General features: G+C 57.2%; 20 protein-coding genes, 1 tRNA gene and 1 pseudogene. 13 read left to right on the top strand and 9 right to left on the bottom strand.

Going from position 1 to position 25,982, the window contains the following annotated elements; translation table 11 throughout:
• Positions 1 to 13 precede the first annotated feature (13 nt).
• The 4 genes and pseudogenes from rpoD to ACQRAX_RS07185 all read left to right on the top strand — a co-directional run.
• The gene (rpoD, locus tag ACQRAX_RS07170) at positions 14 to 1,861 is read left to right on the top strand and encodes an RNA polymerase sigma factor RpoD (protein ID WP_412039053.1); all 1,848 of its coding nucleotides are present in this window, start codon (positions 14 to 16) and stop codon (positions 1,859 to 1,861) included.
• Positions 1,862 to 1,987: 126 nt separating this feature from the next.
• Entirely contained in the window at positions 1,988 to 5,731 is a 3,744-nt protein-coding gene (locus ACQRAX_RS07175; protein ID WP_412039052.1) for a bifunctional diguanylate cyclase/phosphodiesterase, read from the top strand.
• Positions 5,732 to 5,744: 13 nt separating this feature from the next.
• A tRNA-Ile gene (locus ACQRAX_RS07180) sits at positions 5,745 to 5,821 on the top strand.
• A gap of 126 nt (positions 5,822 to 5,947) precedes the next feature.
• Positions 5,948 to 6,343 (top strand): annotated as a pseudogene (locus ACQRAX_RS07185) (site-specific integrase); the annotation flags it as partial.
• Here the strand turns inward: ACQRAX_RS07185 and ACQRAX_RS07190 are convergent.
• The 6 genes from ACQRAX_RS07190 to ACQRAX_RS07215 form a co-directional block, all read right to left on the bottom strand.
• Positions 6,341 to 7,197 (bottom strand): IS5 family transposase gene (locus ACQRAX_RS07190; RefSeq protein ID WP_427867733.1). Its coding sequence is split into 2 segments (ribosomal slippage): positions 6,341 to 6,849 and positions 6,849 to 7,197, totalling 858 coding nucleotides; the frame shifts between segments, so codons are not numbered across the junction. The pseudogene ACQRAX_RS07185 and the gene ACQRAX_RS07190 sit on opposite strands and share 3 nt — an antisense overlap.
• A gap of 477 nt (positions 7,198 to 7,674) precedes the next feature.
• A complete protein-coding gene (locus ACQRAX_RS07195) occupies positions 7,675 to 8,070 on the bottom strand; it encodes a RidA family protein (RefSeq protein WP_412039050.1) in 396 nt (131 codons plus the stop codon).
• The gene (locus tag ACQRAX_RS07200; RefSeq protein ID WP_412039049.1) at positions 8,067 to 8,414 is read right to left on the bottom strand and encodes a hypothetical protein; all 348 of its coding nucleotides are present in this window, start codon (positions 8,412 to 8,414) and stop codon (positions 8,067 to 8,069) included. The genes ACQRAX_RS07195 and ACQRAX_RS07200 overlap by 4 nt, the downstream gene beginning before the upstream one ends.
• Before the next feature lie 133 nt (positions 8,415 to 8,547).
• Positions 8,548 to 9,405, bottom strand: coding sequence for a DJ-1/PfpI family protein (locus ACQRAX_RS07205; RefSeq protein ID WP_412039048.1), 858 nt, complete (start codon positions 9,403 to 9,405; stop codon positions 8,548 to 8,550).
• 18 nt (positions 9,406 to 9,423) lie between these two features.
• A complete protein-coding gene (locus ACQRAX_RS07210) occupies positions 9,424 to 11,604 on the bottom strand; it encodes a TonB-dependent receptor (RefSeq protein ID WP_412039047.1) in 2,181 nt (726 codons plus the stop codon).
• Between the two features lie 267 nt (positions 11,605 to 11,871).
• Positions 11,872 to 12,429 carry a TetR/AcrR family transcriptional regulator gene (locus tag ACQRAX_RS07215; protein ID WP_412039046.1) on the bottom strand — a complete coding sequence of 186 codons (558 nt, stop codon included), beginning with the start codon at positions 12,427 to 12,429 and terminating at the stop codon, positions 11,872 to 11,874.
• Here ACQRAX_RS07215 and ACQRAX_RS07220 point away from each other — a divergent pair.
• Together ACQRAX_RS07220 and ACQRAX_RS07225 are read left to right on the top strand one after the other, a co-directional pair.
• Complete coding sequence (locus tag ACQRAX_RS07220) at positions 12,397 to 13,818, top strand: MFS transporter (RefSeq protein ID WP_412039045.1); 1,422 nt, start codon at positions 12,397 to 12,399, stop codon at positions 13,816 to 13,818. The genes ACQRAX_RS07215 and ACQRAX_RS07220 overlap by 33 nt on opposite strands.
• A 38-nt stretch (positions 13,819 to 13,856) precedes the next feature.
• The gene (locus ACQRAX_RS07225; protein ID WP_412039044.1) at positions 13,857 to 14,834 is read left to right on the top strand and encodes an alpha/beta fold hydrolase; all 978 of its coding nucleotides are present in this window, start codon (positions 13,857 to 13,859) and stop codon (positions 14,832 to 14,834) included.
• A gap of 1,426 nt (positions 14,835 to 16,260) precedes the next feature.
• Here ACQRAX_RS07225 and ACQRAX_RS07230 read toward each other — a convergent pair.
• The 3 genes from ACQRAX_RS07230 to ACQRAX_RS07240 all read right to left on the bottom strand — a co-directional run bounded on the left by ACQRAX_RS07230 (position 16,261) and on the right by ACQRAX_RS07240 (position 18,208).
• Entirely contained in the window at positions 16,261 to 16,995 is a 735-nt protein-coding gene (locus ACQRAX_RS07230; RefSeq protein ID WP_412039043.1) for a hypothetical protein, read from the bottom strand.
• 515 nt (positions 16,996 to 17,510) lie between these two features.
• Positions 17,511 to 17,903: a hypothetical protein gene (locus ACQRAX_RS07235; RefSeq protein WP_412039042.1), complete on the bottom strand. Its 393-nt coding sequence runs from the start codon at positions 17,901 to 17,903 to the stop codon at positions 17,511 to 17,513.
• A 65-nt stretch (positions 17,904 to 17,968) separates the two neighbouring features.
• Positions 17,969 to 18,208, bottom strand: coding sequence for a hypothetical protein (locus ACQRAX_RS07240; protein WP_412039041.1), 240 nt, complete (start codon positions 18,206 to 18,208; stop codon positions 17,969 to 17,971).
• A gap of 161 nt (positions 18,209 to 18,369) precedes the next feature.
• Between ACQRAX_RS07240 and ACQRAX_RS07245 the strand changes: the two genes are divergently transcribed.
• From ACQRAX_RS07245 to pqqB, 7 genes are all read left to right on the top strand, one after another.
• Positions 18,370 to 19,164: a lipopolysaccharide biosynthesis protein gene (locus ACQRAX_RS07245; RefSeq protein WP_412039040.1), complete on the top strand. Its 795-nt coding sequence runs from the start codon at positions 18,370 to 18,372 to the stop codon at positions 19,162 to 19,164.
• Positions 19,165 to 19,256: 92 nt separating this feature from the next.
• Complete coding sequence (locus ACQRAX_RS07250) at positions 19,257 to 19,718, top strand: Lrp/AsnC family transcriptional regulator (RefSeq protein ID WP_412039039.1); 462 nt, start codon at positions 19,257 to 19,259, stop codon at positions 19,716 to 19,718.
• Between the two features lie 170 nt (positions 19,719 to 19,888).
• Positions 19,889 to 21,571 carry a flavin monoamine oxidase family protein gene (locus ACQRAX_RS07255; RefSeq protein ID WP_412039038.1) on the top strand — a complete coding sequence of 561 codons (1,683 nt, stop codon included), beginning with the start codon at positions 19,889 to 19,891 and terminating at the stop codon, positions 21,569 to 21,571.
• Positions 21,572 to 21,584: 13 nt separating this feature from the next.
• Entirely contained in the window at positions 21,585 to 22,388 is an 804-nt protein-coding gene (locus ACQRAX_RS07260) for a carbon-nitrogen hydrolase family protein (RefSeq protein WP_412039037.1), read from the top strand.
• Positions 22,389 to 22,426: 38 nt separating this feature from the next.
• A complete protein-coding gene (gene pqqF, locus ACQRAX_RS07265) occupies positions 22,427 to 24,769 on the top strand; it encodes a pyrroloquinoline quinone biosynthesis protein PqqF (RefSeq protein ID WP_412039036.1) in 2,343 nt (780 codons plus the stop codon).
• A 158-nt stretch (positions 24,770 to 24,927) separates the two neighbouring features.
• Complete coding sequence (gene pqqA, locus ACQRAX_RS07270) at positions 24,928 to 24,999, top strand: pyrroloquinoline quinone precursor peptide PqqA (protein ID WP_010209364.1); 72 nt, start codon at positions 24,928 to 24,930, stop codon at positions 24,997 to 24,999.
• A 67-nt stretch (positions 25,000 to 25,066) separates the two neighbouring features.
• Positions 25,067 to 25,978 (top strand): pyrroloquinoline quinone biosynthesis protein PqqB, encoded by a 912-nt coding sequence (gene pqqB, locus ACQRAX_RS07275; RefSeq protein ID WP_412039035.1) that lies wholly within the window; start codon positions 25,067 to 25,069, stop codon positions 25,976 to 25,978.
• The last annotated feature ends 4 nt before the right edge of the window (positions 25,979 to 25,982 follow it).

Here is a 25,982-nt window from a genome sequence, read left to right on the forward strand (position 1 = left end):
TGGATAGGGTGTTATGTCCGGAAAAGCGCAACAGCAGTCTCGCATCAAAGAGTTGATCACCCGCGGTCGTGAGCAGGGCTACCTGACTTACGCGGAGGTCAACGACCATCTGCCTGAGGATATTTCAGATCCGGAGCAGGTGGAAGACATCATCCGCATGATCAACGACATGGGGATCAACGTATTCGAGAGTGCTCCGGATGCGGATGCCCTTTTGTTGGCCGAAGCCGATACCGACGAAGCAGCAGCTGAAGAAGCCGCCGCAGCGTTGGCGGCTGTGGAAACCGATATCGGTCGCACGACTGACCCAGTGCGCATGTACATGCGTGAAATGGGCACCGTCGAGCTGCTGACCCGCGAAGGCGAGATCGAAATCGCCAAGCGTATCGAAGAAGGTATTCGTGAAGTCATGGGCGCTATTGCCCACTTCCCGGGTACTGTCGAATATATTCTCAGCGAATACGACCGTGTGACCGCCGAAGGCGGCCGCCTGTCCGACGTTCTCAGTGGCTACATCGACCCGGATGACGGCATCGCCCCACCGGCCGAAGTACCGCCGCCTGTCGATCCAAAAGCACCTGCCAAAGCCGATGCTGATGACGACGAGGAAGAGAAAGAAAGCGACGAAGAGGAAGAGGAAACCGAAAGCGGTCCCGATCCAGTCGTGGCCCAGCAGCGCTTCGGTGCCGTTCAGGAACAACTGAACGCTACCCTCAAAGTGCTGAAAAAGAACGGCCGCCAGCACAAGGATAGCCTCAAGGCGATGCTTGAACTGGCCGAACTGTTCATGCCGATCAAGCTGGTGCCAAAGCAGTTCGAAGTACTGGTCGAACGTGTTCGCGGCGCTCTGGATCGCCTGCGTCAGCAAGAACGCGCAATCATGCAACTGTGTGTCCGTGACGCACGCATGCCACGCGCTGACTTCCTGCGCCTGTTCCCTAGCAACGAAACCGACCAGACCTGGAGCGGCGATCTGTCCAAGCGCAGCACCAAGTGGGCGGCTGCGCTGGGCGAGAAAAACGACGCGATCGTTGCTTGCCAGCAGAAGTTGATCGACCTGGAAACCGAAACCGGTCTGACCATCGCCGAGATCAAGGACATCAACCGTCGCATGTCGATCGGTGAAGCCAAGGCTCGTCGGGCGAAGAAGGAGATGGTTGAGGCCAACCTGCGTCTGGTTATCTCGATCGCCAAGAAGTACACCAACCGCGGCCTGCAGTTCCTCGACCTGATCCAGGAAGGCAACATTGGCCTGATGAAGGCGGTGGACAAGTTCGAATACCGTCGTGGTTACAAGTTCTCGACCTATGCCACCTGGTGGATTCGCCAGGCGATCACCCGTTCGATCGCTGACCAGGCCCGCACCATCCGTATTCCGGTGCACATGATCGAGACGATCAACAAGCTCAACCGTATTTCCCGGCAGATGTTGCAGGAAATGGGTCGCGAACCGACCCCGGAAGAGCTGGGTGAACGCATGGAAATGCCTGAGGACAAGATCCGCAAGGTATTGAAGATCGCCAAAGAGCCGATCTCCATGGAAACCCCGATCGGTGACGACGAAGATTCGCATCTGGGAGACTTCATTGAAGACTCGACCATGCAGTCGCCAATCGACGTAGCCACGGTTGAAAGCCTCAAGGAAGCGACCCGTGATGTGCTCTCCGGTCTGACCGCACGTGAAGCCAAAGTGCTGCGCATGCGTTTCGGTATCGATATGAACACCGATCACACCCTCGAAGAGGTCGGCAAGCAGTTCGACGTGACCCGTGAACGGATCCGTCAAATTGAAGCCAAGGCGCTGCGCAAGCTGCGCCACCCGACGCGAAGCGAGCATCTGCGCTCCTTCCTCGACGAGTGATGACAAACCCCGGCCCAGGCCGGGGTTTTTCTTTTGCGCAAACAGCGATTTAAAGCTTTCGCCACTACCCTCTCGCAGAAATGCCCGTCTACACTCGAATCAGTCCAATTGTGTGACGAGGCCGCTATGCCCAGAATGCCGGCCCTTCTGTTGCTGCTCCAACTGCTCTGGAGTGCAACGGCCGGCGCCTTGACCCTGACCGACGAAGAACAAGCCTGGCTCAGCGCTCATCCGCAGCTGCGCTTGGGCGTCGATGCATCTTGGCCACCGTTTGAATTCCGTGACCAGGACGGTCGCTACCAGGGATTGGCTGCCGACTACATTGCCCTTATCCAGGAGCGACTGGGCGTGGCATTCAAGCCAATCGAGCCTACCAACTGGACGGCCGTACTTGAGCAGGCACGCCAGAACAAGCTGGACTTGCTTCCCGGCATCATGTCGACTCCGGAGCGCCAGGGCTTTCTGGCTTTCACCCGTCCCTACCTCGATTTCCCGATCGTCATCCTCGCCCATGAAGGCGGTGCACAGCCGCGCTCACTCAAGGACTTGTATGGGCTGAAGGTTGCCGTCGTGGAAAACTATGCGCCACATGAACTGCTGCGCACTCATCACCCCGACCTCAATCTGGTCGCCCTGCCAAACGTCAGTTCTGCCCTGCAGGCACTGGCTACCGATGAAGTCGATGCAGTGGTTGGCGACCTTGCATCGAGTATCTGGAGCTTGCGCCAGCTCAAGCTCGACGGCCTGTACGTCAGCGGTGAAACCAATTACCGCTACCAACTGGCCATGGCTGTACCGCGAGAGCAGAAAATATTGATCGGCATTCTCGACAAGGTCATGGCCGACATGAGCCCCGGTGAAATCAGCCATATTCAGGAGCGCTGGGTCGGTAATGTTCTGGATCACCGCACGCTCTGGTACGACCTGTTGATCTACGGCTTGCCCGGAATAGTGCTGTTGGTGGCAATTTTAGCGGCGGTAATCAGGGTCAACAGACGCCTGAGTTCGGAAATATCCAGACGCATAGCCCTGGAGCAAGAGCTGCGCAGCAGCGAGTATCACTACCGCGGCCTGGTCGAAAGCCTCTCAGCGATCGCCTGGGAAGCGGATGCCAATGACTTCACCTACAGCTACGTCTCACCGCATGCCGAAGACCTGCTTGGTTATCCACTGGAGCAATGGCTGTGTCCGGGCTTCTGGCGCAGCATCATCCATGCCGACGACGCCCTCTGGGCGCAAGCCTACTGTGACAGCGAGACCGCAGCCGGGCGCGACCACAGCCTCGAGTATCGAGTGACGCGTGCCGATGGTCGCAGCCTGTGGGTGCGCGATATCGTCAGCCTGATCGAGCACGGGCATAAACCGGTCATGCGCGGGCTGATGATCGATATCAGCGAAACCAAGAATGCCGAAGATGCCTTGCGACTCTCGGAGCAGAAGTTTGCCTCCGTGTTCCAGCAGTGTCCGGATATTTTGCTGATCGCCCGCCTCAGCGATGGCTGTCTGATAGAGGTCAACGAGGCCTTCGAAGAACAAATAGGTCTGAGTTCGGCCCAGGTCATTGGCCGTACGGCCACCGAGCTGGGGATTTGGGGCGTCAACGGTATCGGTCCAGAGCTGCTGCTGCGCCTGCAAACGGGCAGTATTCGCAACCTGGAAACACTGTTCCGGCGCAGCAACGGCCAGTTGTTCACCGGCCTGATCTCGGCGGAAACCTTTGAGCTCGACAGCACACCGGCCCTGGTCGTCACCGTACGCGACATCAGCCAACTCAAAGAAACCCAAGAACAGCTGCAAACCTCCGAAGAAAAGTTCGCCAAGGCCTTCCACGCCTCCCCTGACGGTTTACTGCTTTCGCGCCAGAGCGATGGCTTACTGCTTGAGGTAAACGAAGGTTTCTGTCGCCTGACCGGCTACGACAGCCATGTGTCACTGGACCACACCTCCCTGGACCTAGGCATGTGGGTAGATCTCAATGAGCGACGGCGCTTGCTTGAACTGCTGAAAAGAGACGGCTTCGTCCGCGATTTCAGCTGCCATATCCGCCGCAGTGACGGCCAGATACGGCTGTGTGAGCTCTCCGCGCGGCCCCTGCCGATTGGCGGTGTCGACTGCATGCTGACCATCGCCAGGGACATCACTGAACGCCATCTGATGCAGGAAAAGCTGCAATTGGCCGCCACCGTGTTCGAGAACACCGCTGAAGGCGTGCTGATCACCGACACCGACCAACGCATCAGTGCCGTCAACCGGGCGTTCAGCGAGATCACCGGCTACAGCGAATTCGAAGCCTTGGGGCAAACGCCGCGCCTGCTTGCCTCGGGACAGCACGACAGTGCCTTTTACGCCGCCATGTGGCACCAATTGACTGCTGAAGGGCACTGGCAGGGCGAAATCCAAAACCGCCGTAAAAACGGAGAGCTGTACCCCAGTTGGTTGACCATTAGCGCCGTGCGTAATTACGACCGCGGCATAACCCACTTTGTCGCGGTGTTCGCCGATATATCCAGCCTCAAGCATGCTCAGGCGAAACTCGACTACCAGGCCCACCACGACCCCCTCACAGGTCTGCCTAACCGCACCTTGTTCGAGAGTCGCCTGCAAGCAGCGCTCACCTGTGCGCAAACGTCCAAACGCCAGGGAGCGGTGCTGTTTCTGGACCTGGACCGTTTCAAGCATATCAATGACAGCCTTGGCCATCCGGTCGGCGATTTACTGCTCAAGGGCATAGCACAGCGCCTGAAAGAACAGGTTCGCGATATCGACACCGTAGCCCGCCTGGGCGGCGATGAGTTCATCATTTTATTACCCGGCCTGCATCAGCCCAGCGACGCCAGCCATATTGCCAACAAACTGCTGGCTTGCTTCAGTGCGCCCTTTCAGGCCGGAGAACACGAGTTCTTCACCAGTGCCAGCATTGGCACCAGCCTGTATCCGCAGGACGGCAGCGATGTCGCCTCCTTGATCCGCAACGCCGACGCCGCGATGTATCGCTCCAAGGCCAAGGGCCGCAATCGGGTTGAATCCTACACCTGCGACCTCACTGCCCAGGCCAGCGAGCGCATTGCTCTGGAACACGAATTACGCCGCGCCCTGGAACGCAATGAATTGAGCCTGAGCTATCAGCCCAAGTTCAGTCTGAAGACCCAAAGCCTGGTCGGTGCCGAAGCGCTGATCCGCTGGACCCACCCATTGCTTGGCGAAGTGCCACCAGAGCACTTCATTACCTTGGCCGAAGAGAACGGCATGATCCTGCAGCTCGGTGACTGGGTGCTGGAACAAGCGTGTCGACAAATGCAGGCCTGGAAGCAAACCCACCAGGCCTTCGGCCCGTTGTCGGTGAATCTCGCTGGCGCCCAACTGCGTCAACCGAGCTTGATCAAACGCATTGAGCAATTGCTCAAGACCCACCAGCTCAGAGCCGGCGACCTGCAGTTGGAAATCACCGAGAACTTCATCATGAGCCAGGCCGAGGAGGCGCTGGCCATCCTCCACCAGCTCAAACACTTGGGCGTACAATTGGCCATCGACGACTTTGGTACAGGTTACTCATCACTGAGTTACCTCAAACGCCTGCCGCTGGACATACTCAAGATCGACCAATCGTTCATTCGCGGATTGCCGGATGACCCCCACGATGCCGCCATTGCCAGGGCGATCATTGCGCTGGGGCGCAGCATGCAATTGACCATCATTGCCGAAGGTGTGGAAACCCAGGCCCAGCAGCAGTTTCTTGCGACTGAAGGCTGCGAACAGATCCAGGGTTACATCGTCAGCCTGCCACTGCCTGCGGAAGAATTTGCTGCAGCCTTCCTTCGTATAGCAGTTTCGGATCTTTCGGATGGCACAGCCTGGAAACCCTCGTTATAATCCGCGTCCACTGGGGCCTATAGCTCAGTTGGTTAGAGCAGAGGACTCATAATCCTTTGGTCCACGGTTCAAGTCCGTGTGGGCCCACCATACTCAAAGCCGCGCATTGCGCGGCTTTCGCGTTTCTGGCGGGACCGCATCAAATACAGTCCTATGGTCCAAAGGTACAAAATCGGTACAGTGCTGGTGCGCCAGTACACCTTTGGAGTCCTTCAGATGGCTACACTCGTTAAAACTCCTTCTGGCACATGGAAGGCGTTAATCCGTAAAACCGGATGGCCAACAGTAGCGAAAACCTTCCGCACCAAGCGTAATGCCGAGGATTGGTCACGACGTACAGAAGACGAAATGGTTAGGGGTGTTTACATCCAGCGCAGCGGGTCCGAGCGCATGACGCTGGAAGCAGCCCTCAAGCGCTACTTGAGCGACATTACCCCCACCAAGAAGCCCACCACCCAGCGCGGCGAAACGTCGAAAGCGAAGAAGCTCACAGAACACCTGGGCAAATATTCACTCGCGGCCCTTTCCGCTGAAACTATCGCGAGCTACCGCGACAAACGCCTAAACGAAAAAGGGCGTGCCGGCACTACCAGCAATAACACCGTACGCCTAGGTTCTGTACGAAAAGAGATGTCGCAAACACCGCATGGAACAAGCCAGCGAGACCATAGCGGCATAGCTTTTCGCGAGCTTGTCGAAGCGTGTCACGATCCGGCGGTTCTCTTTCAGCCAGCCAAACATGCGCTCGATGATGTTGCGCTGTCGGTACTTGGGCCGATCAAACAGTCTGGGTAAGCCAGGCTTGGGTTTGCGCTTCATCGAGCGCAGCGGGATGACGGGTTGCATTCGATATTGGTCGCAGTAGCGGCGTAGCGCTTCGGCGTCGTAGCCCTTGTCGGCAAGCAACCATTTACAGCGTTTACGCGGGCCGCCACGTTGGCTCGATGGAATGCTGACCTCGTCCAACAGGGGTTGGGCGTAGCTGATGTCACTGGCTTGACCGCCAGAGAGGAGGAAGCGCAACGGTGTCCCGTTGGCGTCGCAGAGCATGTGGATTTTGGTAGTCAGGCCACCGCGACTGCGGCCTAGAGCGTGATCGGCAGGCTCGTCAGGCCCCCTTTTTTCCCGGCGCCAGAAGAGGCTCGGGTTGCGCGTACTGCGGTTGAGTCGATCATCCAGGTTTGCAAATCGATAAAGCCTTGCTCATTCAATCTCAGGTGCAAGCGTTTGAGCATCTGATCGAATGTACCCTGGTTTCGCCAGCCCCGAAACCGTTGATACACCGTTGACCAGGGGCCGAAGCGTTCCGGCATATCTCGCCACGCAGCACCTGAGCAGAGCACCCAGAGCACGCCATCGAGCATCAGGCGGTCGCTCAGGCGGGGCCGCCCCCGGCCATGGGTTTCGGTGAAGAGATCAGCAACCACAGCCCAGGCCTCATCCGAGAGTTCATAACGCTTTGCCATCACAGGATTCCTTTCCGTAGATAGCCGCCGACTCTACAAAATCTAAGCTTCCGAGGGACGCCGATTGGGTTTCTCGGGATTTCGTACAGAGCCTAAGGGGTCGCCTCGGAAAACGGAAAAAATCGTACTACAAGGGCTTCCCCATTGAGTACAAGCCCAATAGCGATTGTGTTGTTCACTGCTGCGCGTGCCGGAGCGACGTAAGAAGGTGAAGGACTGCGGTACTACAAACGGTCATATTGAGCTGACGACTCGGACCCTGATGAAAGACGCGCGTGAGGACCTCGTTCGCTAACCGGGACTGAAATCCCCAGACGATTTTCAGGTATACCCCACACAGGTCCAACCCGCTTCACATCAACGACGGCAGTGCACATTGATCCTTTTATCCGCCCATGTTCCCCGTCCTGACGCCTCGCAGGATGATCAGTTCAGGAATTCCGCGACAGTCGTGTGGAGCCATTAGCTGCCGTTCGCTCAACACTGAGGAATGAGCGCGACAGCCTTGATCTCAACCAAGAGACCGTGGTGGGCCAATTCCGACACGCCGATCCTCGTCCACGCGCACGTTCGGCGGGGGAAAAACCTGTTCTTCACCTCCCGGAACAGATCCATGTATCGGCTCATTTCCACATGATATGTTGTCATCTCGACAACATCTGCGAAGCTGCAACCAGCGGCCGACAGGACCTCGTCGAGATTGCGCCAACATGCTTCGAACTGCTCTTCAGGATCGTGAATGACATTCAGATCGTCGTCGCGACCGAACTGGCCCGCGCAAAACAGAAGATTTCCGGCGCGCACGGCGGGAGCATAGCCAGCCCCTTCAATGATAGCCCGCATTCGGGGCGGGACAATGACTTCGCTTTTCATGCTCTACTCGCTTCTTCCCAATTCGAAGGTTTTAATGTTTTGCTTATGTTGCGGTAACCTGCAGGTTGAGCGTCCGCAAAGTCCGCGCCGACGATCGGGAAAATGATATCGCAGACGCACCCCGCGGGCTCGTCGATCGAAGCGCTGGCAATCTCAACCAGCAACCTTTCCTCGCCATAGACCCGCTCGATATCCTTCGCGATATCACCCACTACCTTGCGTTTCGAGCGCGTCCCGATCTTGTGGACCGTCTCGATCAGCAGATCGACCATGGCTTCCGTAAGTTGCGCTTCCGCAAGCAATGCAACGCCGCCGATCAGTGTGCGAGGCGTGTGTATAGACATACGGGTTATCTCTTATTGATGCCGTGTGAAGACGATCGGCACGCCGATTTGTTCCCACTGACGATAGTCGGCTTTAGAGACTTTCTTCTTCACGCCAACAAATCCCGTCCATGGGCTGAGTTGACGTGAAGCTTTAAGCTTTCTGGGGCAGGACTTGCGGCAACCCGAGTCGTTGTGCAGCCAGCTCGCATACGCGCAGGGCCTCACCGTCCATCCACACCCGACGCTTGCGCTCTTCGATCATTCTCACTGGCCCGACTTCCTCAGGTGTACCGGCATGGAATGGCGGCTGCGGCGCGTATTCGATGATCAGCTGGGCGTGCTTGGCCATATCTTCTCCACGCAAAATGGCGGCAAGCGTCAAACCAAAATCAATGCCTGCCGTCACACCGCCGCCGGTCATGCGATTTCGATCATGCACTACGCGACTGCGATCGAGCGTTGCGCCGAGCAGTGGCAGCAAATCAGCCACACCCCAATGAGTATTCGCACGGTACCCGTTGAGCAAACCGGCGGCGCCGATTACCAGTGCACCGGTACAAACGCTGGTGACGTACTTTGCGGTTTGCCCGCGGTCAGCCAGAAACTGCAAGGTGGCTTCATCCTGCATGGCCGCCAGCGATCCCATTAGGCCACCCGGCACAAACAGCACATCAAGGTCGTGGGGGCAGTCGTCAAACACCATGTCTGGCGCAATATCAATGCCGACGTCGGTTGAAACGGGCGCCATAGTCTTGGCCACAAGGTAAATGTCGCTGCCGATGATATTGAACACGGTCTGTGACCCAACCAGGTCCAGCAGGACCATGCGCGGATGCACCAGCATGGCAATCTTGAGTTTGGGGCCGGCCGGTTTGGAGTTGGGCATGGGCATGCCTGGATCTTTCTGGCCGGCCAACGCTTTATCACCCAGCGCGAGTCCGCCGGCGACAATGAGGGAGGTTGAAAGAAAGTCGCGACGGCCGATGCCATTGGAAAATGAGTCGTTCATGGTGTGTTTTCCTGTGGTTCAGAATGAAAAAGTGCTGGAAAGCAGCAAAGTTCGAGGCGTGGCGCGTGAGATGCCGGAGACCTGCCCGGTGGAGGCGGAGGCCCAGTAGCGCGTGTTCGCGACGTTTTCCACAGCCACCCGCAGTACTACCGGCTTGCCCATCACGCCCTTGAGCGAATATCGCGCGCCCAGGTCGTAACGGGTCCAGGCATCAATGGATTGGGTGTTGGCGGCATCGACGTATTGTTTGTCGGTGCGAATGACCCGTGTGGACAAGGTGAGGTCAGGCACCGGGGTATCCCATTCAAGGCCGAGATTGGCTTGATAGTTCGGTACGCCAATCGCTTTTTTATCGTCATACACGCCGCCAGCGGTCTTGGTCTGGCGACCGTCGATCAGCGTTGCGCCACCGAGGATGCGTACCTGCGAAAGCAATGCGCCGGAGATATTCCACTCCAAACCACGGTTGCGCTGTTCGCCATCCAGGGAATAGATATTGGTGCGCAGGTCCGTGATGCCGTTGGGTTGGGTGATCTGGAACGCTGCCAGGCTGGTGAACCAGGTACCGATGTCCGCCTTGATCCCGGCTTCGACCTGACGCGACACCACCGGAGCGAGTATGTCGCCGTAATTGAGCGCCGTGTTGGGTACTGACGGGCCTTGCTGCAAGGCCTCGACATAATTGCCATAGAGGCTCAGATGATCATTTAGCTTGAACACCACCGCCAGCGCCGGTGAAAACGCCGAACAATCGTAGGACGACGTTTTTGCACCACTCTGCGCAGCGTAGCTGTCGCTCTGGATGGTCTGCTGGCGGCCACCTAGGGTCAGCTGTACACGCTCGTTCAACACTGACAGCGTGTCGGCTAAAGCAACACTGCTGAAGTTGACTTGGGACGTGTTATGGATGTCGTCCAGGTCCGCAACGGCTGATGTGTTGGGCTTGGGCTGCGAGATCGTGTTGTAGGCATTCGCGGCATAGCTGCCAAGCGCTGTGCTCACGGCTTTGAAATCCTGGCGCCAGTACGCCGTAGCCAGTGTCAGGTGATGGCCCACAGGCCCGGTATCAAAAGTTCCGCGCAGCCCGGATTGGGTCGACACAGACGTTCCGTTGGACGGAAACGAGCGGATCGTCGCGAGGTAATCGCCGTTGGCCTTGAGGTTGGTGGGCTGCACATAAATGCCGGTTGTCTCGGTGGTGCTGATGCCCAGGTTGGTGAAGGCGGTCCATTGATCCGTCAGGTCGTATTCGCCGCGCAGTGCGGCGTAGCTGTCCTTGCTGGTAACCGACGCCCAGGGTTGTCCAAGGTCGGTTTGGCCATTGATGATCGGCGGTTTTTTCACCCCGGGTGCCAATGTGGCGACCCAATCCACTGCGTCGACTTTCTGCCGCTGCGTGCCGAAGTCGCCATACAGACGCAGGCGATCACCTTGATAGTCGAGGCTCAACGCCGTGGCGCCAAGCTTGGAGGACTGATCATCGACCGTCAGGTCACCCTCGTTGACAAGGCCGTTGAAACGAATGCCGAACTGTTTGGCTTCACCAAAGCGACGCCCGACATCGACATGAGTGCCTAGCTCGCTGTTGGACTCATAACTGGTCGTCAGCGTCGTTACATCGTCATCCGTGGCACGCTTTGGCACGATATTGATCGCACCACCAACCGAACCGCCAAGGGACACCCCATTGACGAAGGTGTCCGGGCCCTTGAGGATTTCAATACGTTCGGCAAATACGGCGGGGTAGCGTTGTTTCGGTGCGATACCGTACAGACCGTCCAAGCCCATGTTGTAGGAAAACAGACTGAAGCCGCGTATGTAATACACGTCCCGATAGCTCGCCCGTGGAAAGACCACGCGTACTGAAGGATCGGCAGCCACCACATCGGCAATGCTGCGTGCCTGGCTGTCGGCAATGTAGGTCGAGGTGTAGCCCGTCACATTGAACGGGGTGTCAAGGCGGTCGCGGTTACCAAGCAGGCCCAATCGGCTGCCGCTTGCCACTTGCCCACCCGGCGCTTCGGGCAGCAGGGTGGTTGCCAGGCTGGCAGAGGGTAGCCCGACCGGTGTGGCGGTGATGCTGATGGACGTCAGTTCAACCGCGGTGTCGATATCACTTTGAGCCTGTGAAGCGGTGACGAAGCACAGGGCGCAGAAGGTCGTCGCCCAGGATGGAGCGTTTGAAAAGTGTTGTGTCATGACGTGGTTTCCCAGGTATCGCTGAAACACCGGCCAGCACGTCAACATGGATCTGACGTGCAACCGCGGACGTCCGACCCGCCTCGCAGGCAGGGGGGGAAACCCAAGATTTAAACGAGCAATCAAGGCGCGGCACTCGCCGACATGCAGCAAGGGCACGTGAGGGTTTAACCCTGCATGGAACCTGGCGGAGCGCGAGTGCGCGCCCCTGGGAAAATCGCCCCACGCCCATAGCCGCCGTTGACACTCCAACCTTTCCTTGGTTGATCAAGACGCTTCGGGTGAGACCTGGTCGCGCGACATTAACTTGTCAAGCCCTGCTGCGGAGCTTTCTGCGACGGCAATCAGCCTTTCTTCCTCCCATCCCTCTCGTGCCGCCGCCGACAGGCCGAGCATGCTTACGGCGACATAATCCACGACCCTCGCAGGTGCTGGTATGTCACATGCTGTGAGAAACGCCAGTACTTTGTCACGGTTCTCGCCAGCAATCTGTATAGCAGCGATGGCCCACTCCGTTGTCCCACACTTTGCGTGCTCGAGGATAAAACAACCACGCCGTAGAGGATGGGCGGCATAAGCACGCGCCGCAGCGATAAGCATTTCGCCAAGGGCAGTCTTAGGCGAATTGCTAGGGATCAAAAAGCGGTCCAGTGGCACCACGGTGGCCGAGTAGCGTTTCAATGTATCCAAAAAAAACGCTCCTTTGCTGCCGAAAGCAGCATAGAAGCTTGGCGCCGTGATCCCGATCGCTTCGGTCAGCGTAGCCACGCTGACATTTTCATAGCCGTGCTCGTGAAACAGATCCTGTCCGACCTGGATAGCCACTTCGAGCTCGAATTCACGCGGCCGCCCACGCGATTTCTTATTTACGTTAACAGGCATTACAAAAAACCTTTACTTTCAGGGATTCCGAATATTATAGTGGGTATTAACGTAAATAACCACATCCTCATTAGCCACGGTTTTAGGCAGGGATTCCACGCGACTTTAAGGCCAATTATGAAACACTCCCCATCACCAATTCCGGTCGAAAAAACACTTGATTCGAGCTCGGCGCTGCCGATCGCCGCATTGGCCGGGCTCGCAGCCAGCGGCTTCCTGTGCATCGTTACTGAGACGCTCCCCGCAGGTCTGTTGCCCCAAATCGCCTCAGGCCTCCGGGTCTCAGAAGCGATTGCCGGGCAGTTTGTTGCTGTTTATGCGCTGGGATCGTTGTTGGCAGCGATCCCACTCACGAGTTTGACGCAAGGCTTCCGCCGAAGACCCGTGTTGCTCGCCACAATCATCTGTTTTGTGATCGGCAACACATTGACAGCTCTTGCGGACTCAATTGGCGTCGTGCTGGCCGCGAGGTTTATCGCCGGGTGCGCTGCCGGCCTCGCTTGGGGAATCCTAGCGGGGTACGCGCGCAGCATCGTACGTCCCGATCAGACTGGTCCAGCAATGGCGGTCGCCATGGTTGGTGTGCCCTTGGCGCTCTCGCTGGGTGTCCCATTGGGGACATTCCTGGGGAGCTTCGTAGGGTGGCGTGGATCGTTCCTGATCCTTTCGGCGCTGGGTGTCATGTTGATCGGATGGATCATCGTGAAAGTACCCGATGCTCCCGGCCGGACAGGGGGCAATCGGCCCTCACTTCTTCGTGTGCTCGGGACACAAGGCATCATCCCGATCCTGCTGGTCATTCTGACCTGGATGACAGCCCACAACATCCTCTACACCTACATCGCGCCGTTTGCAAAGGCGGCGGAAACGCGGGTCGATCTTGTCTTGCTAGCATTCGGAATTAGCTCGCTCCTTGGCATCTGGATCGTCGGACAGCTAGTGGATCGGATGCTGCGCCGGTTAGTACTTCTCGCTATTGGCTCGTTCGCTGTAACTGCCGCCCTACTGACGATCATTGGGGAGCTAGAAATTGCCGTCTACGCGGGCGCCGTAATCTGGGGGCTTGGATTTGGTGGGGCCGGCGCGATGATGCAGACCGCGTCGGCTGACACGGCCGGCGATGGTATCGACTTGGCGCAGGCAATGGTGACCACCGCGTGGAACTTAGCGATCGCCGCCGGTGGGGCGCTTGGTGGGGTGTTGCTCACGACTGGAGGGACGCCGATGCTGCCGCCCACTGTTGCCGCTCTAGCAGCGCTCGCGTTCGTTATTGCACTGGCTGCACATCGCTTCGCCTTCCCCCCTGGTCACCGTGCTCAGGCGAGCCATTGATCTGCTGCTGATTTATTATCCAACGAAAGGTAAAAAGCATGAAATCATACGCAATCGCGCTTGCACTTGCGGCGTTAGTCACAATTGGAGCGCCCATCCAAGCTGCACCGCGCCAAGCCCATCCTATAGCGCAGGAGGAATTTCCGATCCCTAACGGTTTCATCGGGGGATACGAAAGTGTTGACGGGGTGAACTTGCATTTCGTGCGTGGCGGTAAAGGTCCGCTCGTGCTGCTCGTCCACGGTTTCGGGCAAACATGGTATGAGTGGAATATCCTCATGCCGCAACTCGCGGAACGCTATACCGTCGTAGCAGTAGATCTGCCAGGTCTTGGCCTGTCGGAGGCTCCGCAAACGTCTTACACCGGCGTCGACATCTCCGAGTATCTCCACAAACTCGCCAAGCGCCTCAGCAATGACAAGCCCTTCTACCTTGTCGCACATGATATAGGGATCTGGAATAGCTATCCGATGGTCGCGCGTCACCCGACGGATATCGTTAAGGCAGCCTTCATCGAAGCCACAATTCCTGACGATACGCTCTATTCACTACCAGCCTTTATCGCGACCGGAGAGGCCCCTGGCTGGCATCACAGTTTCTTCGCGGCCTCCGATCAGCTTGCGGACGCGATGGTTAAAGGGAATGAGCGTTTATTCCTGACGCACTTCATCCGTAACCACGCGAGCAACCAGGAGGGGCTTACGGATGAGCTGATAGACAGCTATGTCCGCTCATACTCGAAGCCGCCGACCTTCCACCACGCATTTGAATATTATCGCGCGCTTCCCCGGTCTATTACGCAGAATGAGAAATTGGCGAAAACAAAGGTAACGATGCCAGTTCTTGCCGTTGGCGGGGGTGGCAATGGCGGATTCGGCGCCCTGCAGCCGGAGAACATCCGACGCTACGCGACCAACGTTGAAGCGCACGTGTTGCCAGGGTGCGGACACTGGGTCTCAGAGGAGTGCGCGCCAGCGCTAAATCCGTTGATCAGTTCCTTCCTGGATCGGCCATGAGGGAGGAAGGCACTATGTCTAGCAAAGTTGGCTGCGGGAGGAACACAACTACGCGGTCCGAACGCCCTTTCCGGGATGGAAAAGGGACCGGGTAATTCAATGCATTATGTCCGCGCCCCATGGGGTTCACTGATAGAGCTGATTTCCGTCCCGACTGACACAGGGCCAGGATGCGAAGTGAATCGCTGGAGGCCTACTTGAGCTCGCAATGGAGTGTGCGGTAACACTGAGCGACGCTACGCAATCCGCACTTAATCGCTTTCCGCCTCTCGGCTTTTGAGGGGCTGGAAAGCCCTGACTTTCCTTGTGGCTTGATCTATTCGGGGTCGCGGGTGATTCGGGTCGACTTTGCAGACTATGCGCTTCAGCACACGTGTGCTCGCATCGAGGGACTCAGCGCAGATAAAGCATTCGACAGCATCAGTTTGCCACCTCTGTTCAATGCATCTTCAACAAGAGACAGGTTTAATTCCCATCCGACAGTTTTAGTTCTCAAACACCAGAGGTGAATAGGCACGTGTGCCTATCTAGGCAACCAATAAAACCCTTTGTACGATTTTTTCCGTTTTCTGTAGGCTCCCCTCTAACAATCAACAAAACTACATGACAAGCCTTGTATTTGGCCTCACCTGCCCTACCTGTTGATCAGGATTGATAGTTCACGGGGCGCGGTAGGGACGGCAGTTACCTGCCGCCCCCCCCCCCGCACAGATCCGTACGTGCGGAACTACCGCATACGGCTCCTGCCTCGGGTATGTGACGCGAAGCGATCCTCAGGGTAAGGATGTGCATTTCTGGGTCTAGGTATGGACAGCAAAGCAATTTTAAGCCTCATAGATTTAGCGCTGAGTGGAGACCCCCGCACCCTACGCATGCATCTTCATAAAATGCTATACGCTTCTTAAAGGCAAAAAAATGGCTACTGGTGACAGTAGCCCTCGAAATTGAAGCTTGATATTCATATACACACCCTCAAGCAGGGGGGTGGAGGTCTCACCCTACGCCGATGTTCAGCCATCGCCGGGGTTCCTATGCCAGTCCTTGCCGCTGAAGGCCACTGGTTTCGCGCTCAATTGCATCGTATACAAGCTGAGACTTGTGTCAACCAAATGTAAGCGGCCGGCTAAATCGCTGCCGTGCGCTTGGGATTTTGGCTTTTTTCGGCATTAGCTTGAACTCAGAGAGTACAGGTCGCCCCATGGTAAAGCTCGGCCACTGCTTCATGAGACTGACTAAGCACTACAAACGCGCCTAATCATGAAGAACCTTGGATATCACTGGGGGGCAGATTAGCAGTGGCCGCTGGCCTTGAACCAAGAGACGGCTTAACCCTATGTCAGCCTCGCCAGTCGCAGAGGCGATGATTGCACGTCCAGAAGGTTCGCGGCCGGCAGAGGCTGTTCGTAAGGGAGTAAGCGTAATCAGACTAGCGCCTTTTCTTCTTTCTCTTATTTTTTTGGCGCAGCTCTTGCTTTTGTTTAAAAACGGCCGCATTCCACAACCTCGCAGCTTCACTAGCATGTTGGTAAATTCCAGGGCTATGCTTAATGCTAGAAAATAAGTTTAGCAGTACCGGGGAAACTTCCATTTTTTGCTTTCGCATTATAAAAACTATTTGATGTGCAGCAATATAAATGCAAAAAGTCGTGAGCAGCAGAGCAATCTGTAACCATAATGATTTACTTGTTGAAAAAGAATTCGAATATATGAGAATCAAAAAGTATACATATGTCGATCCAACAATTATCAAAGCGATCAGTAGAGACCAGACAAGAGGCCTCGAAAACTTTGCCCGAGCAATACGAAGCCTAGTTAAACTTTGCACATCCCAAATGCTACCTAATAAAAATGGCAGCCCAAAAAAAGCAATATCAATATTTGAAAGACTGTAGGAAACAGGAGAGCAGTACACAACTACGAATAATACTGTAGCAGCGATTAACGTAAACACCACATCCCTTTTAACCTCTGAGTAAAACTCGCCCATATAGGGTGTGCTTTTTCCTGATACTGCCATCACGAAATCATAGCAATATATAGCAGCCACTATCCAGGAAATTGATAGCACTGCAAGAGCAACGTCATGCCACCAGTAGTCGTTTGTGAAGCTGAGCTGCCATAATGTCGAAATGACCGCCACGGCAAGAATAGTCAATTTCATAATAACCCTTAATACTGCCAGAGATCCCCACAAGCCTAATTATTTAATACAGGAGGAAAACAAGATCTAGATAGGGGCCGATACAGCTCGAGCACCGCCTTGAAAAGACAATCTTCAGCAAAAATGCATTGCGTATATATCGCCTTATTTTTTGCTCTATTGAATTTTAGGTCGAGATATCTCTTTCTATACAAAAACTCTGGCCTACGTATAGCTTTGAGCACGGTATCTATAGGAATGAATGCGTGCAAAATACTTTCGAAATTATTTTTCTTGGACCCCCTACTGGCGATGCCAATTACTTCCATCGACGTATCAAAAATAGGTCCACCACTGTTACCCTGAAGCAAAGGTATATCAACCAGCCAATGCTGCTGTTCATATATATGCCTGCCTTGGACCACCTTACCCCCATTTATATATGGAGATGGGCAGGAATCAAATCCCCCCGGAAAACCTACAGCTAAGATCGGGTCCATCGCGGCTTTTGGCTTTCTGGCGGCATGGCGCGCTTTTCACGCCGTCACAGGAACTGCATTGCGCTGACGGGCGTATGCCAAAAAGTCCTCTATGTTGTCATTGCAGAGCAACCCAACAACTTGGGTCACTTCCTCTTTCGGCCATTCCCACCATTGCGAAGCCAGTAGTTCGGCGCGAACGTGCTCATCAAATCGCCAGCCGACCACCCGCGCAGGATTGCCGGCAACGATGGCGTAAGGCGCCACATCCCGGGTAACCACCGCGGATGCAGCAACCACGGCACCTGATCCCACGGTAACCCCGGAGAGGATGGTGCATTGGGAACAAAGCCATACATCGTTGCCGATAATCACATCCCCACGCGAGCCGCCATAATTGCCGATATGAGCCGCCTCCGAGAGTTTGGCCGGGAAAGGATAGGTCGTCACCCAATCGGTACGGTGATGCCCACCCAAGACAATCAGGACACCACCAGCGATCGAGCTATAGGCGCCTATTTCAGGGTGGTGCCGTCGCCGAAATCCTTGACCGTTGGCAGACCATAGGTCCCCGAACCATACGCATACTGGGGGTATTTCTTTTTGAACACATATGCCCCTCGATCAAACTCAGGCACCTGCTTCAAGCGCGCTTTCCGGCGTCGGTTTCGTGCATTGGGGTTACCCCATTTCACATAAAAAACCACGATGAGCAACGAGCACAGTGAAAGCGCCAGGGCGATCCATTCGATCATCTTTTCTCCTTCGGTAAGGCGTGGACAGGGTATTGCGTAGGCTCAGCGGCGCAGCGCTGAAAACTACATGTGTTTTCCTAATGTGAAAACTTATAAAATATACGGGTTTCACTCAGTCAAGATCATCGCCAAGCGCCGACGCCCGGTTAAGGATTTGTACAATGAACGCCTCTACAGCACGGCTGATCCCAGACGTGCCCTTCAGCGTCAGCCACTTCGATGACTGCCGCAATACTGGCTCGGGTTCAGTGTTCATTATCGCCTCGGGCAGCTCGGCAAAAGACTTCCCGTTCCAGACGTTTGCCGACATTCCAATGATCACGATGAACGGCGCAATCTCGATGTTCATCGATACAACGATCAAACCGTTCTTCTATGTCTGCACGGACCGGGATTTCTCCAATCAACAGCCCGAGCTGTTTGCCCAGGCCATGCACAGAAGTGAACGGGTCGCGCTCTGGGAAGATCACTACAACAGCGCCCATGTTGCCGCCAGCGGTGAGTTGTACTTTCTGCGCAAGGCACGCAAGGCGACGTTTTCCGATCTGCTGCGCAAAGACCACGAACTGATTCGCAACCGGCCGTTTCCAGGCAGCCGCAAGAAACCGCTGGGATTCAGCAAGAATCTGCACCGCGGCTTTTTCGACGCCCGTACCGTGGCGTACGTCGCCTTGCAGATCGCCTATCATGCCGGCTTCAACAAGGTCTTTCTGGTCGGTGTGGACCTCAACCAGAACGCAGGCAGATTTTACGAAAAACTGCACTCCAAGCTGTCACCGTGCGGACTGGATCAGCACTTCGACTCGCGAATTCTGCCGTCCTTCGAGCTGATGGCCGAGTCGGTGGTAGGAGATGACTTCGCGGTCTACAACTTGTCACCCTCTTCGCGCCTCCCGCGTACGGTCATCCCCTATAAAACCCTTGATGAAGCACAGGCACTGATTCACGCCGGTTGACTCAACCAGGCTTGGTCGCCAGCGCGCGCAGTGGCTAGGCTAGTGTCCTCATTCCACCCGTCGCCCTGCGCGGCTTTCGCCTGAGAGATTCCATGTCCGACAGCCGCCCCGTTGCCCTCGACGAAATCGACCGCCAGCTGATCTCGCTGCTGCAGATCAACGCCCGCGAAAGCGTCGCCATGCTTGCCCGGCAACTGGGCATCGCCCGCACCACCGTGACCTCGCGCCTGGCCCGTCTGGAAAAAACTAAAGTCATCAGCGGCTATGGCGTACGTCTGGGCCAGCGCTTGATCGATGGTGGCCTGCAGGCTTATGTCGGGATCAAAGTACAGCCACGCTCGGGTAAAGACGTGGTGCGGCGGCTCAGCGCCATGAGCCAGGTGCAGCAGCTGTGTACGGTGAGCGGTGAGTTCGACTATGTCGCCTGGCTGCGCAGCGATTCGCCAGAACAACTGGACCAATTGCTCGACCAGATCGGCAGTGTCGATGGCGTGGAGAAGACCACCACGTCAATTATCCTCAGCAGCAAGGTAGATCGCGGCCAACCCGTCTAATTGTAGAGGCGTATAGTCATTTCGACGAACACTCAATACAAATAGACGATAAACGTCACAAATAGACGACACTCTGCATCTTAATTACGTAACTACCACCCTCTAAACTGACCACCAGTATTTTCCTATACTCAAGCTCCGCATCCTGCGCAGCCCTGGCAAGGTCACCCATGAATAACAACAATCGTCACCCCGCCGACGGCAAAAAACCTGTCACCATTTTCGGCCCGGACTTTCCCTTCGCCTTTGACGATTGGATTGAGCACGCGGCCGGCCTGGGCAGCATCCCGGCCGACCGTCATGGCGAAGAAGTGGCGATTGTCGGTGCCGGTATCGCTGGCCTGGTGGCAGCCTATGAGTTGATGAAACTCGGCCTCAAGCCGGTAGTCTACGAAGCGTCGAAGATGGGGGGTCGCCTGCGCTCGCAGGCCTTCGAAGGTACCGATGGGATCATCGCAGAACTGGGTGGCATGCGTTTCCCGGTGTCTTCCACAGCCTTCTATCACTACGTCGACAAGCTGGGGCTGGAGACCAAACCCTTCCCCAACCCGCTGACCCCAGCATCAGGCAGCACGGTCATCGATCTGGAAGGCCAGACCCATTACGCCGAGAAACTCGCCGACCTGCCAAAACTGTTCCAAGAGGTCGCCGATGCCTGGGCTGATGCCCTGGAAGACGGCGCCCGCTTCGGCGATATTCAGCAGGCCATTCGCGATCGCGATGTGGCACGCCTGAAGGAGCTGTGGAACACCTTGGTGCCGCTGTGGGATGACCGCACGTTCTACGACTTTGTCGCCACCTCCAAGGCCTTTGCCAAACTCAGTTTCCTGCACCGGGAAGTGTTCGGCCAGGTCGGTTTCGGCACGGGTGGTTGGGACTCGGATTTCCCCAATTCAATGTTGGAAATCTTCCGCGTGGTGATGACCAACTGCGACGATCACCAACACTTGGTAGTGGGCGGCGTAGAGCAGGTTCCGCTGGGTATCTGGCGCCATGTCCCAGAGCGTTGCGCCCACTGGCCCGCGGGTACCAGCCTCAGTTCGCTGCACCGTGGCGCGCCGCGTCCAGGGGTCAAGAGCATCGCCCGCAACGCCGACGGACGCCTGGCCGTGACTGACAACTGGGGCGATACGCGCCATTACGCTGCGGTACTCACCACCTGCCAAAGCTGGCTGCTGACCACTCAGATCGAATGCGAAGAATCACTGTTCTCGCAGAAGATGTGGATGGCCCTGGACCGCACCCGCTACATGCAATCGTCGAAAACTTTTGTGATGGTCGATAGACCGTTCTGGAAGGACAAGGATCCACAAACCGGTCGCGACCTGATGAGCATGACCCTGACCGACCGCTTGACCCGCGGCACCTACCTGTTCGACAACGGCGACGACAAGCCGGGGGTCATTTGCCTGTCCTATTCGTGGATGAGCGATGCCCTGAAGATGCTTCCCCATCCCGTGGAAAAGCGGGTGAAACTGGCCCTTGATGCATTGAAAAAGATCTACCCGAAAGTCGACATCGCCGGCCACATCATCGGTGATCCAATTACTGTGTCCTGGGAAGCCGATCCGCATTTTCTTGGCGCGTTCAAAGGCGCCCTGCCTGGCCACTACCGCTACAACCAGCGCATGTACGCGCACTTCATGCAACAGGATATGCCCGCCGAACAACGCGGTATTTTCATCGCCGGCGACGACGTGTCGTGGACCCCAGCGTGGGTTGAAGGCGCCGTGCAAACCTCGCTCAATGCGGTGTGGGGTATCATGACTCACTTCGGTGGGCAGACCCATCCGGACAACCCAGGCCCCGGCGATGTGTTCGACGAACTCGGACCTATCGCCCTCGCCGACTGACGGGAGTAACGTCATGCGCATCGCGTTGTATCAAGGTGCTCCGCAGCCATTGGATGTACCCGGCAACCTCGAGCGCCTGCACCAGCAGGCGCAATTGGCAGCCGCCCGCGGCGCCGATTTGCTGGTCTGCCCGGAAATGTTCCTGACCGGCTACAACATCGGCAGCGAAGCCGTAGAGCGCCTGGCCGAGGCCGAAGACGGGCCTTCGGCGATGGCAGTGGTAGAGATCGCCCAGAGCAATCGCATCGCCATTGCCTACGGCTATCCGGAACTGTCCGAGGATGGTCGGGTGTACAACGCCGTGCAGTTGATCGACGCCCACGGCAGCAGCCTGTGCAACTACCGCAAGACCCACCTGTTCGGCGGCCTTGATCGGGCGATGTTCAGTCCCGGCCCCGACCACTATCCGGTCGTGGAATTGAACGGCTGGCGCCTGGGCATGCTGATCTGCTACGACATCGAGTTTCCGGAAAATGCCCGGCGCTTGGCGCTGGCCGGTGCCGAGCTGATTCTGGTGCCGACGGCAAACATGGTCCCCTACGATTTCATCGCCCAGGTGACCGTGCGCGCACGCGCCTATGAGAACCAATGCTACCTGGCCTATGCCAACTATTGCGGCGCCGAAAGCGAGATCCACTACTGTGGGCAAAGCAGCATTGTCGGCCCGGACGGCAGCATCCTGGCCATGGCCGGGCGCGACAGTCTCCTGCTGCAAGCCGACCTGGAACTGCAACGGGTGCATGAAGGACGCGCCAACACGCCTTACCTGCATGACCTGCGTCCTGAACTGTACGGCGCTCCGCGTGAGCGCAAATAATCCGCTAGCATGACGGTTCGCGCTGCAATGGAACCGTCATGCCCAGCATTGTGCAACACCTCACCCTCGACAATGGCCTGCACGTCACCCTGCGTCATGCCCCGCAGCTAAAGCGGTGCGCGGCCGCCGTACGGGTCATGGCCGGCAGTCATGACGCCCCACACGCCTACCCGGGGCTCGCACACTTTTTCGAGCACCTGCTGTTTCTCGGCAATACGCGTTTTCCCCTTGACGATGGCCTGATGCGTTTTGTGCAACGCCATGGTGGGCAGGTCAACGCTAGCACTCGTGAGCGCACCACCGATTACTTCTTCGAGGTTCCACAAGCAGCGTTCGCCGACGGCCTTGAGCGCTTGCTCGACATGCTCGCGCAGCCGATTTTTGATCAGCAACGGCAAATGCGTGAACGCGAAGTGATCCATGCCGAATTCATCGCCTGGTCGCGTAATCCTCAGGCTCAGTCGCAGTTCGCCCTGCTGCAACGGGTTTCCAAGCTCCATCGCCTGAGTGCTTTCCACGCTGGAAACCGCTACAGCCTTCCGGTGCACAGTGGTGACTTTCAATCCGCCTTGCAGAGCTTTCACCATCGCTTTTACCAAGCCGGGCAAATGCACCTCAGCTTGAGTGGGCCGCAAAGCCTGGAGGCGCTTCAGGTGTTGGCCCACCGTGCGGCAAACATCGTTGCCAAAGGTAATCGGATTTGGCAGGTAACACCGAGCGCACTGGCCGATGGCAAGCTCGTGCCGCATCTGAACGGCCAGCAGTTGGACCTGCTGTTAGCCGTCGAGCAGCAACCTGCCGCTTTGGAACAGGCCATCGACTACCTGGCCACCTGGCTGACCGACGCGCGCGAGGGTGGACCGCTGGCAGCACTTCGTCAGCGCGGCTGGTTGCAGTCACTGGAGTTCTCGCCGCTGTACAGCTTTGCCGGTCAGGCACTGTTGCACCTGCGCCTGAAGCTCAACGATGGCGCCGTCAGCGAGCGGGCCCAAGCGTTACTGCAGGATTGGTTGAGGTTCTTCCATACTGCCGAGCGCAAGGTGCTTAACCAGGAATATGCACGCTTGCAAGCCTGCCGCGAACAGGCCGCGACAGCGCTGGACCTGGCATGCCGTGACAGTGCCGCTAGGCCTTATCAGGCCCTTAGCGCTGACGCTGAGCAGGCCCTGGACAGTTTGCTCGATAGCCTGCTGGATCACTCCTCGCTGGCGCACTCTGAGCCCTGGCATTTGCCGGCTGCAGAATCTTTGCTCGACGTGCCCCAGCATGCCAACAGCAACACCACTGTTGCCACCGGCCTGTATTTCAGCCCGTTACTGCCGCATGCACGCGAACACGCTGTCGTCTATCTGCGCTGGCAGCTCACAGCAGCCGTGCGCGATCAACTCTGGCAGGTCCTTGACCGGGCGTTGCAGCCGCTGCGTGAGCGTGCGGCTGGGGTTGGCGTGGCGCTGAACTTCGACACCCATGGCGAATTCTGGCAGCTACGTTGCGCGGGGGCAGCGGACATAGTGGTCAATGTGATCCATGAAGCACTGGCGCTGCTGATTCACCCGGGCGCGGCCAGCTGGACCGCCAACACCACGGCTGAAGCCGAGGCCATGCCGATTCGCGCCTTGCTGCGGCTGCTTCCTAAACAGCTAATCGGTGAAAGTCCACGCCCCTTGCACGCGGGGCCCCTTAGCCACAGCGACCTGCAGGCTTTATGGACAAACGCCCGCTGGCAAGGCATGGCCACAGGTCTCAACCAAGCAGCACAGCACGCGTTGAATTGGGCCCTGCGCGCTGTTCCTGGGCATCCAGGGGAGCATCGGCCGGTGCGGATTGAAGCTGTTCGTCGCTGGCAAATGCTGCCGCCGTTGGCCAACGAACACGCGCTGTTGCTGTTCTGTCCACTACCCGACGAAGCGTGTGCCCGTTTGCTCGCGCAGCACCTCCAGGGGCCGTTCTATCAGCGTCTGCGGGTTGAGTTGCAACTGGGCTACGCGGTCTTCAGCGCCTTTCGTCAGTTGCATGGCTGCAGTGGCCTGCTCCTCGGTGTGCAATCGCCCAGTGCCAGCCACGAACGGATCCTCGAGCATATCCATGAGTTTCTCGCGCCCCTGCCCTCCACTCTGAGCTGTAATGCCGAGGGCCAAAGGGCACTTGCCGAACAGCTCAGCGAAGCGACAATGAACAATGATGAGGTCGCCGAATGGGCGTGGCAGGCACAGCTAGGCCAGCGCAGTCAGGCATGCCTGGATGATCTGCAAACAGCGATTCTCGCGGTAGACGATGTAACACTGCGCCGTTGCGCCGAAGATCTCATCCTCGCCAAACACGGTTGGCTGTGTCTGGCCAATGGCCCAGCCGCACAAAGCGCTGGTTGGACAATGGTGTGATTCTTACCTGGTTTGTAACGGCGTTTATCGTAGATTTAACCATTCGGTTCGTATTTTTTAGTAAGATAGCGCAATCTCAGCTAATGGAACCTCGCATGCCGTGGGGTGGACTAACGACTAGCTGTCTAACCCAAGCCCCATCCGGAAGGAGTAATCCTATGTGGACCAAACCAGCATTCACTGACCTGCGTATCGGCTTTGAAGTGACCATGTATTTCGCAAGCCGCTGAGTTTGCTTGTGGTACAACGCCTCGGTCAGCCGGGGCGTTTTTATTTCAAGACGCGGCAGGAGTGGCCATGTACATCCAGATTCTAGGTTCCGCCGCCGGTGGCGGCTTCCCGCAGTGGAACTGCAACTGCGTGAACTGCAAAGGCTTTCGCGACGGTAGTTTGCTCGCCTCAGCGCGGACCCAGTCGTCGATTGCTCTGTCCGACGACGGTATCCACTGGGTGCTGTGCAACGCCTCGCCCGATATCCGCGCACAACTGCAGAGCTTCGCGCCCATGCAACCGGCGCGGGCGCTGCGCGACAGCGGCATCGATGCTATCGTTTTGCTCGACAGCCAGATCGACCACACCACGGGTCTGCTCAGCCTGCGTGAAGGCTGCCCGCACCAGGTCTGGTGCACCGAGATGGTCCACCAGGACCTGACTACCGGCTTCCCGCTGTTTACCATGTTGAGCCACTGGAACAGCGGCCTGCAGTGGAACCGTATCGAGCTGGAAGGCAGTTTTGTCATTGAAGCCTGCCCGAACCTGCGCTTCTCCCCGTTCCCGTTGCGCAGCGCTGCCCCACCCTACTCGCCACACCGTTTCGACCCGCACCCGGGCGACAACCTCGGGCTGATGGTCGAAGACCTGCGCACCGGCGGCAAACTCTTCTACGCCCCCGGCCTGGGCCAGGTCGACGACAGGCTGCTGCAGATGATGCGCGAGGCCGATTGTCTATTGGTCGACGGCACCCTGTGGGAGGATGATGAAATGCAACGCCGTGGTGTCGGCACACGCACAGGGCGAGAAATGGGGCACCTGGCGCAGAATGGCCCGGGTGGCATGCTTGAAGTGCTGGAAGGTTTCCCTGCTCAACGCAAGGTACTTATCCACATCAACAACACCAACCCGATTCTCGATGAAGACTCGGCCGAACGCGCCGAACTCGACCGCCGTGGCGTTGAAGTAGCCTTCGACGGCATGAGCATCAGCCTCTAGCAGG

Source organism: Pseudomonas sp. UM16 (genome assembly GCF_050312595.1).
GTDB lineage: Bacteria > Pseudomonadota > Gammaproteobacteria > Pseudomonadales > Pseudomonadaceae > Aquipseudomonas.

What these genes read in the sequence shown, in the direction of transcription:
- ACQRAX_RS07260 (WP_412039037.1), top strand. Translation starts at nt 21,585, where the DNA reads ATGCGCATCGCGTTGTATCAAGGTGCTCCGCAGCCATTGGATGTACCC.
- ACQRAX_RS07230 (WP_412039043.1), bottom strand. Translation starts at nt 16,995, where the DNA reads ATGAAATTGACTATTCTTGCCGTGGCGGTCATTTCGACATTATGGCAG.
- ACQRAX_RS07245 (WP_412039040.1), top strand. Translation starts at nt 18,370, where the DNA reads ATGAACGCCTCTACAGCACGGCTGATCCCAGACGTGCCCTTCAGCGTC.
- ACQRAX_RS07195 (WP_412039050.1), bottom strand. Translation starts at nt 8,070, where the DNA reads ATGAAAAGCGAAGTCATTGTCCCGCCCCGAATGCGGGCTATCATTGAA.
- pqqB (WP_412039035.1), top strand. Translation starts at nt 25,067, where the DNA reads ATGTACATCCAGATTCTAGGTTCCGCCGCCGGTGGCGGCTTCCCGCAG.
- ACQRAX_RS07250 (WP_412039039.1), top strand. Translation starts at nt 19,257, where the DNA reads ATGTCCGACAGCCGCCCCGTTGCCCTCGACGAAATCGACCGCCAGCTG.
- ACQRAX_RS07210 (WP_412039047.1), bottom strand. Translation starts at nt 11,604, where the DNA reads ATGACACAACACTTTTCAAACGCTCCATCCTGGGCGACGACCTTCTGC.
- ACQRAX_RS07205 (WP_412039048.1), bottom strand. Translation starts at nt 9,405, where the DNA reads ATGAACGACTCATTTTCCAATGGCATCGGCCGTCGCGACTTTCTTTCA.
- ACQRAX_RS07175 (WP_412039052.1), top strand. Translation starts at nt 1,988, where the DNA reads ATGCCCAGAATGCCGGCCCTTCTGTTGCTGCTCCAACTGCTCTGGAGT.
- ACQRAX_RS07225 (WP_412039044.1), top strand. Translation starts at nt 13,857, where the DNA reads ATGAAATCATACGCAATCGCGCTTGCACTTGCGGCGTTAGTCACAATT.
- pqqF (WP_412039036.1), top strand. Translation starts at nt 22,427, where the DNA reads ATGCCCAGCATTGTGCAACACCTCACCCTCGACAATGGCCTGCACGTC.
- rpoD (WP_412039053.1), top strand. Translation starts at nt 14, where the DNA reads ATGTCCGGAAAAGCGCAACAGCAGTCTCGCATCAAAGAGTTGATCACC.
- ACQRAX_RS07200 (WP_412039049.1), bottom strand. Translation starts at nt 8,414, where the DNA reads ATGTCTATACACACGCCTCGCACACTGATCGGCGGCGTTGCATTGCTT.
- ACQRAX_RS07255 (WP_412039038.1), top strand. Translation starts at nt 19,889, where the DNA reads ATGAATAACAACAATCGTCACCCCGCCGACGGCAAAAAACCTGTCACC.
- ACQRAX_RS07240 (WP_412039041.1), bottom strand. Translation starts at nt 18,208, where the DNA reads ATGATCGAATGGATCGCCCTGGCGCTTTCACTGTGCTCGTTGCTCATC.